General features: G+C 34.1%; 16 protein-coding genes. 4 read left to right on the top strand and 12 right to left on the bottom strand.

Translation table 11 applies throughout. The features are described 5' to 3' along the window. The first annotated feature begins 244 nt into the window (after positions 1 to 244). Together PQF83_RS25110 and PQF83_RS25105 are read left to right on the top strand one after the other, a co-directional pair. A complete protein-coding gene (locus PQF83_RS25110) occupies positions 245 to 562 on the top strand; it encodes a winged helix-turn-helix transcriptional regulator (RefSeq protein ID WP_001064754.1) in 318 nt (105 codons plus the stop codon). A gap of 175 nt (positions 563 to 737) precedes the next feature. Beyond that, complete coding sequence (locus tag PQF83_RS25105) at positions 738 to 1,373, top strand: FMN-dependent NADH-azoreductase (protein ID WP_000002013.1); 636 nt, start codon at positions 738 to 740, stop codon at positions 1,371 to 1,373. Between the two features lie 346 nt (positions 1,374 to 1,719). Here the strand turns inward: PQF83_RS25105 and PQF83_RS25100 are convergent, their stop codons facing one another. Then, positions 1,720 to 3,174 carry a GMC oxidoreductase gene (locus PQF83_RS25100; RefSeq protein WP_001190592.1) on the bottom strand — a complete coding sequence of 485 codons (1,455 nt, stop codon included), beginning with the start codon at positions 3,172 to 3,174 and terminating at the stop codon, positions 1,720 to 1,722. Positions 3,175 to 3,584: 410 nt separating this feature from the next. Between PQF83_RS25100 and PQF83_RS25095 the strand changes: the two genes are divergently transcribed. Continuing rightward, positions 3,585 to 4,442: a GRP family sugar transporter gene (locus tag PQF83_RS25095; protein ID WP_000353538.1), complete on the top strand. Its 858-nt coding sequence runs from the start codon at positions 3,585 to 3,587 to the stop codon at positions 4,440 to 4,442. A gap of 16 nt (positions 4,443 to 4,458) precedes the next feature. Next, positions 4,459 to 5,244 (top strand): glucose 1-dehydrogenase, encoded by a 786-nt coding sequence (gene gdh, locus PQF83_RS25090; RefSeq protein WP_000287802.1) that lies wholly within the window; start codon positions 4,459 to 4,461, stop codon positions 5,242 to 5,244. A 691-nt stretch (positions 5,245 to 5,935) separates the two neighbouring features. Here gdh (PQF83_RS25090) and PQF83_RS25085 read toward each other — a convergent pair. From PQF83_RS25085 to PQF83_RS25035, 11 genes are all read right to left on the bottom strand, one after another. Next, complete coding sequence (locus tag PQF83_RS25085) at positions 5,936 to 6,070, bottom strand: hypothetical protein (protein ID WP_002163576.1); 135 nt, start codon at positions 6,068 to 6,070, stop codon at positions 5,936 to 5,938. Positions 6,071 to 6,136: 66 nt separating this feature from the next. After that, entirely contained in the window at positions 6,137 to 6,358 is a 222-nt protein-coding gene (locus tag PQF83_RS25080) for a hypothetical protein (protein ID WP_000407000.1), read from the bottom strand. A 226-nt stretch (positions 6,359 to 6,584) separates the two neighbouring features. Further along, positions 6,585 to 7,370 carry a glucose 1-dehydrogenase gene (gene gdh / locus PQF83_RS25075; RefSeq protein ID WP_000287793.1) on the bottom strand — a complete coding sequence of 262 codons (786 nt, stop codon included), beginning with the start codon at positions 7,368 to 7,370 and terminating at the stop codon, positions 6,585 to 6,587. 16 nt (positions 7,371 to 7,386) lie between these two features. Next, positions 7,387 to 8,244: a RhaT/GlcU family sugar-proton symporter gene (locus PQF83_RS25070; protein ID WP_000353541.1), complete on the bottom strand. Its 858-nt coding sequence runs from the start codon at positions 8,242 to 8,244 to the stop codon at positions 7,387 to 7,389. Between the two features lie 241 nt (positions 8,245 to 8,485). Next, positions 8,486 to 9,085 carry a nitroreductase family protein gene (locus PQF83_RS25065; protein WP_000158932.1) on the bottom strand — a complete coding sequence of 200 codons (600 nt, stop codon included), beginning with the start codon at positions 9,083 to 9,085 and terminating at the stop codon, positions 8,486 to 8,488. Positions 9,086 to 9,449: 364 nt separating this feature from the next. Then, a complete protein-coding gene (locus PQF83_RS25060) occupies positions 9,450 to 10,523 on the bottom strand; it encodes a WD40/YVTN/BNR-like repeat-containing protein (protein ID WP_000410428.1) in 1,074 nt (357 codons plus the stop codon). Positions 10,524 to 10,949: 426 nt separating this feature from the next. Then, positions 10,950 to 11,789, bottom strand: coding sequence for an aldo/keto reductase (locus PQF83_RS25055; protein ID WP_000793586.1), 840 nt, complete (start codon positions 11,787 to 11,789; stop codon positions 10,950 to 10,952). 16 nt (positions 11,790 to 11,805) lie between these two features. Then, the gene (locus tag PQF83_RS25050) at positions 11,806 to 13,020 is read right to left on the bottom strand and encodes an MFS transporter (RefSeq protein WP_001089895.1); all 1,215 of its coding nucleotides are present in this window, start codon (positions 13,018 to 13,020) and stop codon (positions 11,806 to 11,808) included. Positions 13,021 to 13,599: 579 nt separating this feature from the next. Further along, entirely contained in the window at positions 13,600 to 14,073 is a 474-nt protein-coding gene (locus tag PQF83_RS25045; RefSeq protein ID WP_001128303.1) for a tautomerase family protein, read from the bottom strand. Positions 14,074 to 14,119: 46 nt separating this feature from the next. Continuing rightward, the gene (locus PQF83_RS25040) at positions 14,120 to 14,635 is read right to left on the bottom strand and encodes a heme-degrading domain-containing protein (protein ID WP_139120477.1); all 516 of its coding nucleotides are present in this window, start codon (positions 14,633 to 14,635) and stop codon (positions 14,120 to 14,122) included. A gap of 418 nt (positions 14,636 to 15,053) precedes the next feature. Next, positions 15,054 to 16,373, bottom strand: a complete 1,320-nt coding sequence (locus tag PQF83_RS25035) for an aromatic amino acid transport family protein (RefSeq protein ID WP_001014180.1) — start codon at positions 16,371 to 16,373, stop codon at positions 15,054 to 15,056. Positions 16,374 to 17,365: the final 992 nt, after the last annotated feature.

Raw genomic sequence — 17,365 nt, 5'->3', positions numbered from 1 at the left:
ATCTCTAACTACTTTTCTTAATAATTGTAAATTTTGTATATTAATTAGATATAATACGGAGAAACCTTCACATTATAAAAAAATATTATTAAAATAGAAACACGCAGATTGCTTTCCCCCGCTAATTATTTATAATTCCCTACATAAATAACGGAATTATCCTATTTGTTTGATATAATTTATATGGTTACAATACATATATAGAAACACACAATTACAATTTATTGGCACGGAGGTGTGAGAAATGAATAATCAACGAGACATAGAACCTAAAATAGAAAGAAGCTTTGAATTAATAGGAAAAAGATGGACGGGATTAATTATTTATGTACTAATGAGTGGTCCTAAACGTTTTAGCGAGATTCATACAATAATTCCAGATTTAAGTAAACGTATGCTCACAGAAAGAATGAAAGAACTTGAGGATAACGATATAGTGGTAAGACATGTACTCGCAGAACGCCCTGTAAGAATAGAATATTCACTTACCAAAAAAGGCGCAGCATTAGGGGAAATTCTGGGACCAATTAGTCAATGGGCAGAAAGCTGGATGAAAGAATAAATGTAGATCTCCTTTCATATTCACAAGCGAAATAACTCTCAAACAAAGACAAATTATAATTCACTAAAAATTATACTTAATAAGTTCAATAAATGGACAATTTATCTTATAAAATTTACACTGTTTAATATTCAAGTAATAACTGACCTCATTTTAGAAAGGCTGGAATAAATATATGGCAAATCTTCTTTATATTACAGCCCATCCATTTGATGATACTCAATCATACAGTATGGCGGTTGGAAAAGAATTTATTAAATCTTATAAAAAACTAAACCCTAATGATGAAATCGTTCATCTTGATTTATATAAGGCTGATATTCCATATCTGGATGCTGATGTCTTTAACGGATGGAATAAACTTAGATCCGGGACCCCATTGAACGAATTAAAACCTATTGAAATTTCAAAAGTCGGACGTCTAGCTGAATTAGGTGGGCAGTTTGTCTTAGCTGATAAATATGTATTTGTTACTCCTATGTGGAATTTCTCCATCCCTGCCATTTTAAAAACATATCTAGATGCTGTAGCTGTATCTGGAAAAACATTCAAATATACAAAAGAAGGATCAGTTGGATTATTAACAGGTAAAAAAGCATTGCACATTCAAGCGAGTGGCGATATTTATATTGACGGACCAGAAGCATCAAAAGAAATGGGGCACCGCTATTTAAAAGTTATGATGGAGTTTTTTGGAACTTCATCTTTTGAGGGTATCTTTATCGAGGGGCATAACAAGTTTCCTGAAAAAGCATTAGAAATTAAGGAAAATGCTATTCTTAAAGCGAAAGAAATTGCTAAATATTTTTAAATACGAAACTCTAAAGAATAAGGTAATTTCAAAATCAGATCCTTGCAGTCTACAATTAGCTGCTGATTCAAATAATATGTACTCGCTATTTTGCACTATAGATAAACATAAAAAAGCTATCAATTCCTGATAGCTTTTTTATGTTTATTTAATTCCGATAACCTAACTATCTCGTGCAACTTGGGATATCTTCAGCATTTAGAAAAAACACGATACGCAAAAAAATAGCCCCCACAAAAGAGGGTATTTGAAGTGAAATCCGAAAGTGGCAGTTAATATGCTGTGTACAAAATTTCTTTGTACGTTCCATTATGTATTGAAATTTATATAAGTAAATCACCCCATATTACCCTAGTTGTCGGATAATGTAATCAGCCGTACGAATAGACAATGCAATTGTAGTTAGAGTAGGATTAGCTGCTCCAATGGAGGGAAGTACACTATTATCAGCTACATAAAGACCCGGAATGCCATGAATTTGACCAAATTGATTGGTTGCAGAAGTTAAAGGATCATCACCCATACGGCATGTACCTGACTCATGATAATCATTTCCAGGAGACATTAGAGAGATTGGAGGCCTATTCTCTTGTGAAGTCAAGGATAATTTCATTGCTGAGGTAGCTTGTATCTTAGCTTGTGCCATTTGTTGGATGATCATATTGTCTCTTTCACTGTAGGAAAAACTGACTTGAATCTGTGGTATACCATATTCATCACGTTCGGTAGGGTCTAAGTAAACACTATTTTCAAATCGGGATTCTACTTTACCGAAGGTATTTAACGCAATTTTCACTTCCTCAAGAAATGGTTTTTCCTCAAAAGGCTGATAAGCATAGTATTTTTCCGATCCGAGCATTTGAATTTGAAAAGGAGATTGTTTTGTTTGAGGGATATTTATTACTAAGTTTCCTAGTTCCTCTGAAAAGTTTCTACGGTTTATTTGCCCTATAGCTCTAAGAAGGGAATGATTCGTCAAATAATGGCCAATTGCTGGTCCTTGAATTCCTGAGTAAAGCAAAATTCGAGGTGTTTCTAGAGCACCCGTTGATAATACAACTGTTTTTGCTCTAATGAAATAGGACTTTTTATCAGGAGAAATCACGTGAACTCCGACTGTTCTTCCTTGATCGATTACTACTTGAACGACACGAGAATTGACTGCTAAATCAAAAGCCCTCCAATTCAAGGCATAGGCTAAAAAATGGATTGAGCTAAAAAAAACATCGGAACCAATTTGTCCTTGTTGTGTTCCTTTAAGATTAACAGCCATTGGTAAGTCTATAGCTTCCGGAAATCCATTTTTCTTAAGACGCTCTAACATGATGTTTTGCATAGATGATCCTCGGGCGAAAAACGGAGTGACATTCATTACTTTTTCTGCGATAACATAATAGAATTTCATCTCGTTTGCTGTCACAGGCCATTTTTCCATTTCAAAAGTAGGCATTCGGGGAGATGCCGTACTCCAAAACAAGGTTCTACCTCCAAGAGCAAAAACCAGTGTTGCTTCCGAATATTGAGGCAACCGCTTCCCAATAGGTGTTGCGACTTTAGGAAAATAATTGTTTAAAAGCCGATCAATATTCATTGTGGGAAGATTTTGCCCATGAGTTGGTAAAAGCAAATCCCCTGCTTCCAGAAGACCAATTTGTTTTTTTTTATTTTTCCATTGTTCACATAATCTCCATAGAACCGCCCCGCCTCCTGCTCCACTGCCAACAATCAAAACGTCATATTCTTTATTAGTCATTTGCTCCAACGGTATAACCGAAATCCATTCGTTTGGATGTGATTGCACAGTCTCACTTCCTTTAGAATTTTTACGCATTTATATAACTGTATTACTTTTCTCTTTTATTTATCTTGAATTGAGAATTTTTTTTACTGGGAAGTATATTTAAATCATTCAAAAATTGAAATTCGTAATAAGCAAGTCCATTTTATTAGACTTGCTTATTACGAATTTTTTTATTTACCCTTTTAAAATCGAAAATTAATTCTTGACATAAAATTATTGTGTAGTTATTATTGGTTACATAAAGTAACCTGTTAACAAAAATATATTTAATATAAATTAATTTTAAAACATATTTTTAAATAGGTACTTATTTTTAATAAAAGGGGGACGTAATTAGATACCAAACAAACTAAGCTTGCTGTCTCTTATATGAATTCAGCTAAATAAATATGTTTTAGGAAGGTTAAAAAATGGATATTTTATTAGCGATTTTACCAGCATTATTTTGGGGAAGTATTGTACTCTTCAACGTTAAACTAGGTGGTGGGCCCTACAGTCAAATACTAGGAACTACCCTTGGCGCTCTAGTTTTTTCTATCGGTGTTTATATTTTTATGAAGCCCGTTTTGACGCCAATGGTTATAATCATCGGGATTATTTCAGGCCTATTTTGGGCAGTAGGACAAGCCAATCAATTGAAAAGTGTTGATTTAATAGGGGTTTCTAAAACAATGCCTATTTCAACAGGAATGCAATTAGTGTCAGCTACTTTATTTGGAGTAATCGTATTTCATGAATGGTCCACAACAACGTCTGTTGTATTAGGTGTTCTGGCACTTATTTGTATCATTGTTGGAATCGTTCTCACATCTCTTCAAAGCAACGAGGAGAAAAACGAAGAACAAACAGGAAATTTCAAAAAAGGGATTGTGATGTTATTCATCTCAACTCTTGGTTACTTAGTGTATGTAGTAATTATCCGCTTATTCGATATAGACGGATGGTCGGCGTTATTGCCGCAAGCGATCGGCATGGTGTTAGGTGGACTGATGCTAACATTTAAGCATCAACCATTTAATAAATATGCCATTCGCAATATTATTCCTGGCTTAATTTGGGCAGCCGGAAATATGTTTTTATTTATTTCACAACCACGTGTAGGGGTAGCTACAAGCTTCTCCCTTTCCCAAATGGGGATTGTAATCTCAACTTTAGGTGGCATTTTTATTTTAGGTGAAAAGAAAACAAAACGTCAGTTTAATGCGATTATCATTGGGATTATCTTTATTGTCGCAGCTGGAGTTATGTTAGGAATTGCAAAAGGATAAAGAGGAGGAAAAAATTATGTATACAGATTTAAAAGGAAAAGTAGTTGTTATTACAGGTGGTGCAACTGGTCTTGGAAGAGCGATGGCAATTCGTTTTGGAGAAGAACAAGCGAAAGTTGTAATTAATTATTATTCAAACGAATCAGAGGCAAATGAAGTAGTACAAGCAGTTAAGCAAGCTGGTGGAGAGGCCATTGCTGTACAAGGAGATGTCAGAGTTGAATCAGATATGATTAATCTAATTCAATCTGCTGTGAAAGAATTTGGTACGCTGAATGTAATGATTAATAATGCAGGTATCGAAAATCCGGTACCTTCACATGAAATGCCATTAAGTGATTGGAATAGAGTAATTGATACGAATTTAACAGGCGCTTTCTTAGGAAGCCGCGAAGCAATTAAATATTTTGTAGAGAACGATATTAAAGGGTCAGTTATTAACATGTCAAGCGTTCACGAGCAAATTCCATGGCCATTATTTGTTCACTATGCAGCAAGTAAAGGTGGTGTTAAGCTAATGACAGAAACATTAGCACTAGAATATGCACCAAAAGGAATTCGTGTAAACAATATTGGACCAGGTGCTATCAATACGCCAATTAATGCTGAGAAATTTGCAGATCCAGAAAAACGTGCCGATGTTGAAAGTATGGTTCCAATGGGATATATCGGAGAACCAAAAGAAATTGCAGCGGTAGCAGCATGGCTTGCTTCTTCACAAGCGAGTTATGTAACAGGTATTACACTGTTTGCTGATGGCGGCATGACTCTATATCCATCCTTCCAAGCTGGACGTGGTTGATTAATCAATAATTGAGTTGTTTGGTTTTAATAAGTTTAAATGAAGCAGTTAGCCTTCGCTAACTGCTTTTGTATTGAATAATTTTTTAAATACATGGTAATACTATAGATACACCAAGGTCGAATACGAATAACCATTGTGTTCTTCTTATTCACGAAGCAGTTAGCTTTTACTAACTGCTTTTCCTTTAAAAAAATAAATGAATTTTTATTAGATTCATTTCCGTATAACATTTTCATTCTCATTACACTATAACTGTAGCTTTATGTTCCACCTCTATTACAGGCAGGGCCTAATTTTCGTTTTTATAAACATATACTCTAATGAAATTAGGTATTTATTAGCGATTTATGCATCTTCTTAATCAAAGCCTCAGTAAATCACATGTATACTACAAATACTTCTGAAAACTGACACGAACATAAATTATTAATGGTATTTACACTTTAGCTTCTAATGTCGAAGTACTTAACCTCCCCCATGTAATCTTTTACAAATCATAACTCTGAATTCCTTAACAATAGTTATTACCTTCCAACCTTGTTCTTTTGGAATATGTTTAGTAATTGCTTTTTCCTTTGTTCAATCATCTACGTAAGTACGCTAGCGCAAGGTGTCATTACTGATGCCGTTCTCTTCTATTTTTTCAATTCTCTTTGAGATTAAAATAACGTTTTTATTCATGTTTTCTCTATTCATTTACTTCACGATTAAACCATTTATCTCTAGTTAACTTATCGAGAAGAAAATAATAATTCTCCGCTGTTACAAGCTCATAATTATTATTTTCCCAATAAATTTCTTTTAAATTATCTTCTGTAACCATTTCAACTAAATCCCCAGCTCATCGGGTTCTAATGCAAGATGCCCATATTATACAGAAACAAGCTCCTTAAAAGTAAAAAAACATAAAATATATAGATTCTTTATAAAGGAGCTGATAATTCAATGTACCCTTCCCATTATGTACCTTGGGGACAATGGCATCAACACCACCCTCATCAAACATGGCAACAATGGCATCATACAATGTGGCCACATTATATGAATTGGAATCAATGGCATCAACATTATCCTCATCAAACATGGCAACAATGGCATCAACAATTTCCAATATCTTACCATCGTTAAAAATAAAAACTATAAAACAAAGGATACCCTCTAATTGGATGCCCTTTTGTTTTAATATAAGAATTTTATATAAAAATTAATCCATATTTTTTGCATGATTTTTTATATGAGATTCATTATATCCGTCACTCTGAAAGATATTCCTAAAGTAAAAAATCACTTTAAAGACTGATTCTATAATCTCTGAAAAAATCCTGTTATACAATTACTCATCCGCGTCCAGCTTGGAAGGATGGATATAGAGTCATGCCGCCATCAGCAAACAGTGTAATACCTGTTACATAACTCGCTTGCGAAGAAGCAAGCCATACCGCTACAGCTGCAATTTCTTTTGGTTCTCCGATATATCCCATTGGAACCATACTTTCAACATCCGCACGTTTTTCTGGATCTGCAAATTTCTCAGCATTAATTGGCGTATTGATAGCACCCGGTCCAATATTATTTACACGAATTCCTTTTGGTGCATACTCTAGTGCTAATGTTTCTGTCATTAGCTTAATACCACCTTTACTTGCTGCATAGTGAACAAATAATGGCCATGGAATTTGCTCGTGAACGCTTGACATATTAATAACTGACCCTTTAATATCGTTCTCTACGAAATATTTAATTGCTTCGCGGCTTCCTAAGAAAGCGCCTGTTAAATTCGTATTAATTACTCTATTCCAATCACGTAATGGCATTTCATGTGAAGGTACCGGATTTTCGATACCTGCATTATTAATCATGACATCTAGTGTACCAAATTCTTTCACTGCTGACTGCACGAGATTGATAACATCCGATTCGACTGTTACATCTCCTTTTATCGCAATAGCTTCCCCCCCTACTTTTTTAATCTCGTCTACTAATTCTTTCGCTTCCGATTCATCAGATCGATAATTTACTACAACCTTTGCTTGTTCTTCTCCAAAACGAACTGCCATTGCTCTTCCAAGACCTTTTGCAGCACCTGTAATAACAACTACTTTTCCTTTTAAATCTGTATACATAATTTTTTCCTCCTCTTTATCCTTTTGCAATTCCTAACATAACTCCAGCTGCGACAATAAAAATAATTCCAATGATAATCGCATTAAACTGACGTTTTGTTTTCTTTTCACCTAAAATAAAAATGCCACCTAAAGTTGAGATTACAATCCCCATTTGGGAAAGGGAGAAGCTTGTAGCTACCCCTACACGCGGCTGTGATATAAATAAAAACATATTTCCGGCTGCCCAAATTAAGCCAGGAATAATATTACGAATGGCATATTTATTGAATGGTCGATGCTTAAATGTTAGCAGGATTCCACCTAACACCATGCCGATTGCTTGCGGCAATAATGCTGACCATCCGTCTATATTAAATAATCGTATTACGACTACATAAACTAAATAGCCAAAAGTAGATACCAATAAAATTAAAATCCCTCTTTTTAAGTTCCCTGCTTGTGCTTGTTGTTTCTCTTCTGAATTTGGGAGTGATGTAAGAACGATTCCGATTATGATACAAATAAGTGCCAGAACACCTAATATAACAGACGTTGTTGTGGACCATTCATGAAATACGATTACTCCAAATAAAGTAGCTGACACTAATTGCATCCCGGTTGAAATAGGCATTGTTTTAGAAACTCCAATTAAATCAATACTTTTTAATTGATTAGCTTGTCCCAATGCCCAAAATAACCCTGATACAATTCCTACTCCAATTACCATTGGCGTTAACACTGGTTTTACAAAAATATAAATACCTATTGAGAAAAGAAGTGCACCAAAAGTTGTTCCAAGTACTTGACTATAGGGTCCTCCGCCCAATTTAACGTTAAAGAGTACAATACTCCCCCAAAATAACGCTGGTAAAATCGCTAATAAAATATCCATTTTTTCATCACCCCTATCCCTCCTACATAGTTACTATTACACCCCGTCCCCAAAAATTATTGTTTCTCTCCTATATAAAATATATACATCTTAAAGAATTACTAATTAATTTATAAATACGAATATTTTCCTATTACCTAAAAAAGAATCCATTTTGAAAATGGATTCTTTTTTCACAAAAATATTTGTATGTATCCTAATTAGGATATGAATTTTAAATTATCCTTTAGAGAACAGTTAATTATTTATGAAATTTCACACGCTCTTCAAGCGGTTGGAATTCTTTTTCTCCTGGTGCAGCTGTTGGATTACCAAATGGCATTTGTGCAATGAGTTTCCAATTAGAAGGAACATTCCATTCTTGTTTTACCTCATCGTCGATTAATGGATTATAATGTTGTAAAGATGCCCCTAATCCCTCTGCTTCTAAACCTGTCCACACGACTAGTTGGTGCATACCTGATGCTTGGTGTGACCAAATTGGGAAGTTTTCAGCATATGCAGCAAATTTTTCTTGAAGCGATTTCACTATTGCCTCATCTTCAAAGAATAGTACTGTTCCATAACCTGCTTTAAAAGAATCCATTTTTTGTTGCGTTCCTGAAAAATCTCCATCTCCAACTACTTTTCTTAATGTTTCAGTTGTAATATCCCATAATTTATTATGAGCTTCACCAAATAATACAACTACTCGCGCAGTTTGTGAATTGAAAGCTGATGGAGTATATTTTACAGCAAACTCCACGATTTCTTTAATTTTTTCATCCGATACTTTTACCTCTTTATTAATCCCATAGTAAGTACGTCTTTCTTTCAGTGCAGTATAGAAATCTTTTGTCATAATTCAATTCCTCCTGAGTTTTAATATTATTCAAAATCATACATCTCATAGATAATATGCGTTTAAAAGAGTTCATTTTTAAATCATTGAACTTCTTAACACCCATTGCCAGTCATTCTAAATCTAAACACACTGCTTTCTTCAGTTTCCCTAAAAAGCCTTATAACATTATTCGGTACTATTTTACCCATTCTCCATTCAGATATTCTACGTGTTTCATATTTACACAAATATGAAAATAACCTTAAATTGATAGTCAAAAAAGCCAGGTAACACGAATAACGCATCACCTAGCTTTTTACATTTTCAAATTCAATTCAAATAACCATACTTAATGAATAGTTGTAAAAATTATACTCATTACTTATTTAATAATTAACATCTCATAAGGATGTTGTTCCATAAATCTGTTCTCCCATGGAATATCTAATGACGTCCAATTTGAACCGCCATCTACCGACTTATAAACCCCTTTATTACTAAATAAATAGAACGTTCCATCACTTGTTGCCTTTAATACTGGTATGATTGTGCCCTTAGGAGTTGGTAAACCTGCATTCATTTCTGACCAAGGCTGATCTTTTTCTTTCTTATAAATAAATGATTCACAATTTCCATTATTGTAATCGTGTGCTACGTGTGGATTTGAAGATGTCGCGATAATAATATTTTCTGGATCATTTGGATTAACTGCCATTTGATATGCGTAATGATGCTTTAGCCCACTACACATATAGTTCCACGTCTTACCTCCATCATTACTCTCCGCATACTCTTGACCTGGTTCTTTCAAGAATGAATCACCTAACACCCCGTATAAACGATTTGGAGCATTGCGATGTGATGTAAGAATGTGAATATCTTGAGGGTAGTTCCCCTCTTTTTCCTCAGTCCACGTCTTACCTCCATCTACACTTTTAATTAATCCCCCAACCTCAATCGTTGTATATATAGTTTCTGGATTATTAGCATCAATTTCAATATGTTTTACGTGGTGCGTATATGTTCTTTGAGGAAAGAACCATGATGAATACGATGGCATTTGTCGATAATCCGTTAGCAGTTCAAAGCTGTCTCCTCCATTTTTAGATACAAACATGGCGCTCGGTTCAGTTCCTACATATACGATCCCGTTACCGTCATCTCCCTTTGCTGGAGATACAGCAACTGCTGTAATAGCTCTCATATGAATGGCATTAGCCGGGAAGACTTCACCGAAGGAAGGTAACGTACCAATCGCTTCCCATGAACTTCCCCCATCTTTACTTCTCCATAATCCCCTATCAAAAGTACCACAATACATTCTTTCTGAATCGTATGGATCTAAAGCTAACGCAACTGGATTCGCACCTACAAACTGTGATTGGACACTCCATGTTGAGTCTTTTTTTTCTGCAATTACAAGCTCTCTATCAAACGCTAATATAAATTTTTCCATAACTAAAATCTCCTCGTTTCATAATATATCTACTGTATTATTTAAATTTTCGCCATTACAATTTAAGAGGCGAATTTTATATGCTATAGCATATAAAAGTTAAAATTTATAATCAATATGTGATTAAAAACTTACATTATATATTTTGTTAATTTCACATCAGTGCGATGAACAAGATACCCTGTTCACTCATATAAGTCCATATGCCACCTCCAAATAACTTGCAATATACATGCTATAGCATACATATTATAGAATGCATGATTACATGTCAAACTTTAATACTGTCTTAGAGTAAGTTCTCTACATAGCCAAAAGCAATTCAACAGCCATAATATAAACGCTAATCAAATAAACAGAAACATTTTATTGAATAGAAAATAAAAAAGAGTGCAACTTTGCACTCTTTTTACTCATTCTTTAATCTTAGAAATCAAAGTTATCAGGGTCTGGACCAACGCGGTGATTTTGGTTTAACGCATCGATTTTTTCCATATCTTCTTTCGTTAATTCAAAGTTAAATACATCAGCGTTTGCAATAATACGGTGTTCTTTCGTTGATTTTGGAATTGTAATTACTCCATTTTGAAGATCCCAACGTAAAATTACTTGTGCTGTTGTTTTACCGTATTTCTCAGCAATTGCCTGTAATGTTTCATTATCTAATAATTGACCTTGCATTAGTGGTGACCATGCTTCCATTTGAATACCTTGTTCTTTACAGAAAGCTTGTAATTCTTTTTGTGTTAAACGAGGATGGTATTCTACTTGGTTGATCATTGGCTTAATTTCTGCATCTTTTATTACATCTTGCAGGTGATGAATTTGGAAGTTACTTACGCCAATTGCACGTACACGCTTTTCTTTATAAAGCGTTTCTAACGCTCTCCACGTATCTTTATATTTCCCTTCTACAGGCCAGTGAACAAGATATAAATCTAAATAATCTAGTTGTAATTTTTTTAAACTCTCTTCATATGCAGCAATTGTTTCTTCGTATCCTTGGTCTGCGTTCCATACTTTTGAAGTGATAAATAATTCTTCTCTTGAAATTCCAGTCGCTTCAATACCAGCGCGAATTCCTTCACCTACAGCTGCTTCATTTCCATAAATCGCAGCTGTATCGATGCTACGGTATCCTGCCTTAATTGCTGATTTAATTGCTTCTACAAGCTCTGGTCCTTCTTCTACTTTAAATACACCTAAACCAAACCAAGGCATTTCTACACCGTTATGCAATGTTGTTGTACTTTGTAAGTTTTTCATTATATTTTCTCTCCTTTTATTTTACTTGATCTCGTTTTTCTAATGACATGCTCCATGCTGTTAAAATAACAGCACCTACTACCATAATGCCGCCTACCCAAGCAGTATGAATTAACCCTAACGAATTCGTTACAATACCACCTAAATAAGCACCAAGAGCAATCCCGGCGTTAAACGCCGCAATATTAATTGCCGATGCAACATCGACAGCACTCGGTACAAATCGTTCAGCTAACATTACGACATATACTTGTAACCCTGGAACATTCATAAATGCGAATAGTCCCATAAAAATAATTGTGATTAACCCCGCTACCTTAAATGGTGCTGTAAATGTTAAAACAAATAATATAATCGCTTGAATAAAGAACATGTAAAATAGCGCTCGAATCGGATTATGATTCGATAATTTCCCGCCAATCACATTCCCTATTGCAATGGCGATTCCATACACTAATAAAATGATAGTAACCGTATTAGCTTTAAATCCTGTTACTTCTTGTAATAACGGAGATAAATACGTAAATGTTACGAATGTTCCCCCATATCCTAATGCAGTAATGATGAAAACTAGTAACAGTCTTCCGTTTGTAATTAATTTAAACTGATCGCGGAATGATACAGACGCACCTTTTTTCATATTAGATGGAATGAGAATACTATTTGCGATTAAGGCAATAATTCCAATTACTACAATTGCTAAAAATGATGTTCTCCAGCCAAATTGTTGACCAATAAATGTTCCAATTGGTGCTCCTGTAATAGTTGCAACTGTTACACCAGTAAACATAATGGCAATGGCGCTAGCACGTTTATTTTCTGGTACAAGTGCCGCAGCAATCGTTGAACCAATTGACATAAACACACCATGCGAAAGTGCAGAAACAATTCGCGCAATAAGTAATACAGTGAAACTTGTTGCGACAGCTGCAATTCCATTACCAATAATGAAAATAATCATAATCCACATTAATAACGTTTTTCGTGACATATTAGCTGTTAACGACGTTAATACCGGAGCACCAAATGCTACGCCTAACGCATATAAAGAAACTGTTAAACCAGCTGTTGTCACCGACACATGTAAATCTTCCGAAATAGATGGTAATAAACCGACACTAACAAATTCAGTTGTCCCAATCCCGAACGCACTAATTGCTAGCGCTAATAACGCAAATATACTTCTTCGATTCGTCTGAACTTCTGAAGACGATGCTGTATATGAATTCAATTGATTTCCCCTCTTCCCTATAATTCCTATCATAATAGTGCGATAAAAAGGCCCTTTTATCTTTCAAAACATATATTTAATCTCTACAAACGCTATTATGAATGGTCTCATTCTCTTTTTAAAGAACGCACTTTAAAGTACGATAGATACTTTTTAGTACCGTAAAGCTTTTCTCTCTCCTACATGTACTATTATGAAATATATTTAACATAATGAATAGTACGCACTTTAAAGTGCTGTAGGTACTAAAAAGTAACATAGTTAATTACTAGTACCATAAAGCTTGTTTCCCTCTCACATGTGCTATTATGAATCATATTTAACATAATAAAAAGTACGTACTTTAAAGTACTATAGGTACTAAAAAGTAACATTTATATAACCTAGCTTATTTTGCTCAAAAATTGAAATCTACATTCCATGAAAAAGACTTTCAAATGAAGAAATACCCTTTCCCGTAGAGGGAACTTTAGAGGACATTACTTAAACATATTAAGGTCATGCTCATTACCACAGAGAAATAATAAAAAGGCAAAAACGAACAGAAATTTGTTCATTTTTGCCTTTTTTATTTAACAATTAAAATGTACGACTTTTGGAAAGGAAATCTTTATCGGCTCCCGTTACACCACTTTGTCCCCAGTTTCCTGGAATCATTTCACGAATAAGAATTAGCACTTTATCCAAAGGTGCATGCGTATATTTAGAGGTTACTTGTGTAAGCTCATTTACCCACTTATCCTTCGTCTCTTGATCAAATGTATTCCATATGTCAATCTTAATAATAGCCATTCCATCAACGTTACCAGACGATGTATCGTAGGACTCTTTTGTCTCCCAATTGGACACCCTACTTTTCTCAGCAAAGGTAGCATCACTTGCTACAGCCCCAGCTTTCCCCCAATTTTCTTTCTCAAGTTCCGTTATCAACACTTGAATTTTGTCAGGGACAATTTTTAATCGTTTTATTGTAAGTTCCGTTACATTATAAATGAATTCCTTCTTTTCTTCTGTTGACATCGTTGGCCAAGTATTTAGTTCAATTAATGGCATAGTATTGCCCCCTAAAGTTAATTAATTATTTATTCACTAGCTACAACTATTGGTTTAAATGATTTTTAACTGCCCTTACTACCAATTCATGATCTTCTTCTGGTGGTAATCCTGATACTGTTATCATTCCAATAACCCCTACGTTTTTTATTCTGATAGGAAAACATCCACCAAATGCAGCATATTCCGAAGTATCTAAAAGATATTTTTCATTATATGAGATTCCAGTTATTTCACTTTGTATCTGCATATAATACGAGCTACGATCATGCAGGGAAACGACTCGCTTTTTACGCTCAATCCATTTCGTATTTTCCGCATTTGTCCCTGTCATCTTGAAATGAAATAATTGCACACCGTTTTTCGTTATATCAACAGCAATCACTTTACCCTCTTGCTTTGCTGTTTCCACGATAAATAAACCTAGTTGCAACGCATCTTCATTTGTAAAAGAAGAAAATTGAAGTGTTTCCTCCTCTTTTAAAATTTGTTTACTTATTTCATTCAAATTTGAAGAACTCATATTTTTAACCTCCATAATTGTTTTATGCCACACCGACATTTTTTTGAAATTATTAGGCCATATCGTACAACCTTTTAAACAATCTGAATCTAAATAAACTGTTATAACCTCATTAGTAACTAGTACCGAAAAGCTTGTTTTCTTCTTACTGGTGCTATTATGAATGATATTCAAAATTATAAAAAGTACGCACTTTAAAGTGCTATAGGTACTTTAAAGTACTATTTTACTTATCCCTATCTTACAGAGACTATTATGAAATATATTTAACATCTTAAAAATGTATGTACTAAAGAATAATATTTTTCATATCAAACTTTTTTGCTCAATGGCTGTAATGCAAGCCCATCAAATTTTTGTATAAAAACAAACGAAAAAGAAAAGAACCTAGCCGATACTAGATTCTTTTCTTATCTACAAAACACTCTTATATTTCTTTTGAGTTGTTAAAAACGAATTAGAATAATGACTTAATACTTGCTAAAACAGTAAGTACACCTACAATAATAACAAATACGTTACTCATTTTCCCTTTGTACTTAGCTAATACCGGTACTTTTTGAATCGCATACATCGGTAATAGACATAAGATAGCAGCAACTAATGGACCGCTTAGAGAATCAATAAGTCCAAGAATACTTGGATTTGTATAAGCAACAAACCAGCATGATAATACAACAAAAGTAAGGATTATTGTCTTAATTGTTTTTTCTTCAATATCTTTTCCACGTGATTTACCAAACTTAATAATCATGTCACGCATTACTTCAAATGCTCCGATATAATGGCCAAGGAATGACTTTGTAATAGCCACAAAAGCAATAATTGGAGCTGCAATCGTGATTACAGGCGAATTAAGCTCATTCGCAAGATATGAAAGAATTGATAAGTTTTGTTCTTTTGCCATTTTTATATCCTCTGGAGTCAAGCTCAATGCGCTACTCCAAACGAAGAACATAACAACAGCGAATGTCATGATATAACAAACCTTTTGTATTTGCGCACATTTCGCATCAGTGGCTTCGATTCCATACGTAGCTCTCTGTTTCACAACAAATGATGAAATCATAGGTGAATGATTAAATGAGAATACGATGATTGGTAGAATCATCAATATCGTCCCAAAATAGCCTGTTCCTGTTGAAGCAGTTGAAACAGCTGAAAAACTAAGCATTGACGTATTCCACTGTGGAATTAAAGATATTGCGATAAACAGTAGAGAAACGATGAAAGGATACACTAACATACTCATTACCTTTACAGTAATATCTTGACCAAAATTTAGTATAGCGATAAGACCAAGAACTAATACAAGTGATAAAATTGCTCTTGGAGGTTCTGGCATGTGCAATTGATGCACGATAAAACTACTTGCAGTGTTTGTAAGCGCAACCGAATACATTAGTACGATTGTATAAATTGAACCGAAATATACGATGTTAAAAATGATACTCGCTTTATTTCCAAAATACTCTCTAATTGTACCTGTGATCCCCTCATCAGCAGAATTAGAAGCGTATATCATTTTAGCAAGCGCCCTATGTGAGTAGTACATAACTGGATATGCAAGCAATGTAATTAGCAGTAAAGATAATAAACCACCTGAACCTGCATTAATCGGTAAAAAGAGCACCCCTGCTCCAATTGCAGTTCCAAATAGACTGAGTGCCCATGTAGTATCCTGCTTATGCCACTTTTTCGGATCTGCATATTGCTCATTGTTTAGTGCGGTATTTTCAGCTTGAACTTCTATTTTCTTTGCAGTATTCCCGTTCATATAATAACTCCCCCTTGTATCTATTCCTGCATCTCTCTTTGCATCTAACAAATATTCCCTTTCCGGAAAATGAATTCCTTACAAGTTGCCCCACATTGTATGTCCTTCATCATAATGAATCCAAATTGAAACATTCGCTAATTAGCGTCCTAATATAATTGTTAGCGTTCACAAAAAAGTTTACTCGTAATATCCGCTCTTTATATAAAGACCCCTTAAGAGAACAATATAGAATAGACTTCATAAATACGTTGCAACATTTCTAATAACAGTGTATTACTTTCATGGTTTCTCTTTTTTACTTTTAGCAGTAATTTTAGCTAAACCGGCCTCTCTTCATTTGCGAGGCATTTCTTTCTCAATTCTATACATTAACTTTCATAACTTCGGTAGCACTGATAATATTGCTTACACAAGCCACTGAAGCACATTACATTCATTTCGCCTCTAATCACACACCTTTCTTACTAATAATCGCATTTTTTATATTTTCTCCAGAGATAATAAAATTTCTCTCGACGCCCTCATTATAACGTGTATATTTATAAAATTAATATTTTTATATTTTCAGAAATATTAATTGGATATAATTTTACATAGATAACATTTTACAGTTCGCATGCAACCCTTGTTCCTATCGCTTAAAACTGAATGAATTAGCATAAAACACAGTCACATATTATTTATCCAAGTTACTTATTATAAAGATACTTATATTCTTCTTTGTCAAAAAAATTTATTTTAATTTAAAAAGATATTCTAATAAATAATTAATGTGGTTAAAAAGAAATATCTTTTTGAATATACCAACCAATTTTCAGGATATATATTATCGACATTGCATTCATATACATTTTTAGGAAGCTACCTTTTACTTGATGGCAATAAGAGGACCGCTAACATTTTACAAAAACCTACGCTAAACGCAAAAATACAATAAGCTGCCCATATCGGGCAGCTTATTTACATAACAATTGTTATCAGAGGTGTGC

The sequence above is a fragment of the Bacillus sp. FF-1 genome (assembly GCF_028548245.1).
GTDB classification, from domain to species: domain Bacteria; phylum Bacillota; class Bacilli; order Bacillales; family Bacillaceae_G; genus Bacillus_A; species Bacillus_A paranthracis.
Note: the sequence above shows the minus strand (reverse complement) of the source record. Positions and strands in the feature narration are given on the sequence as shown.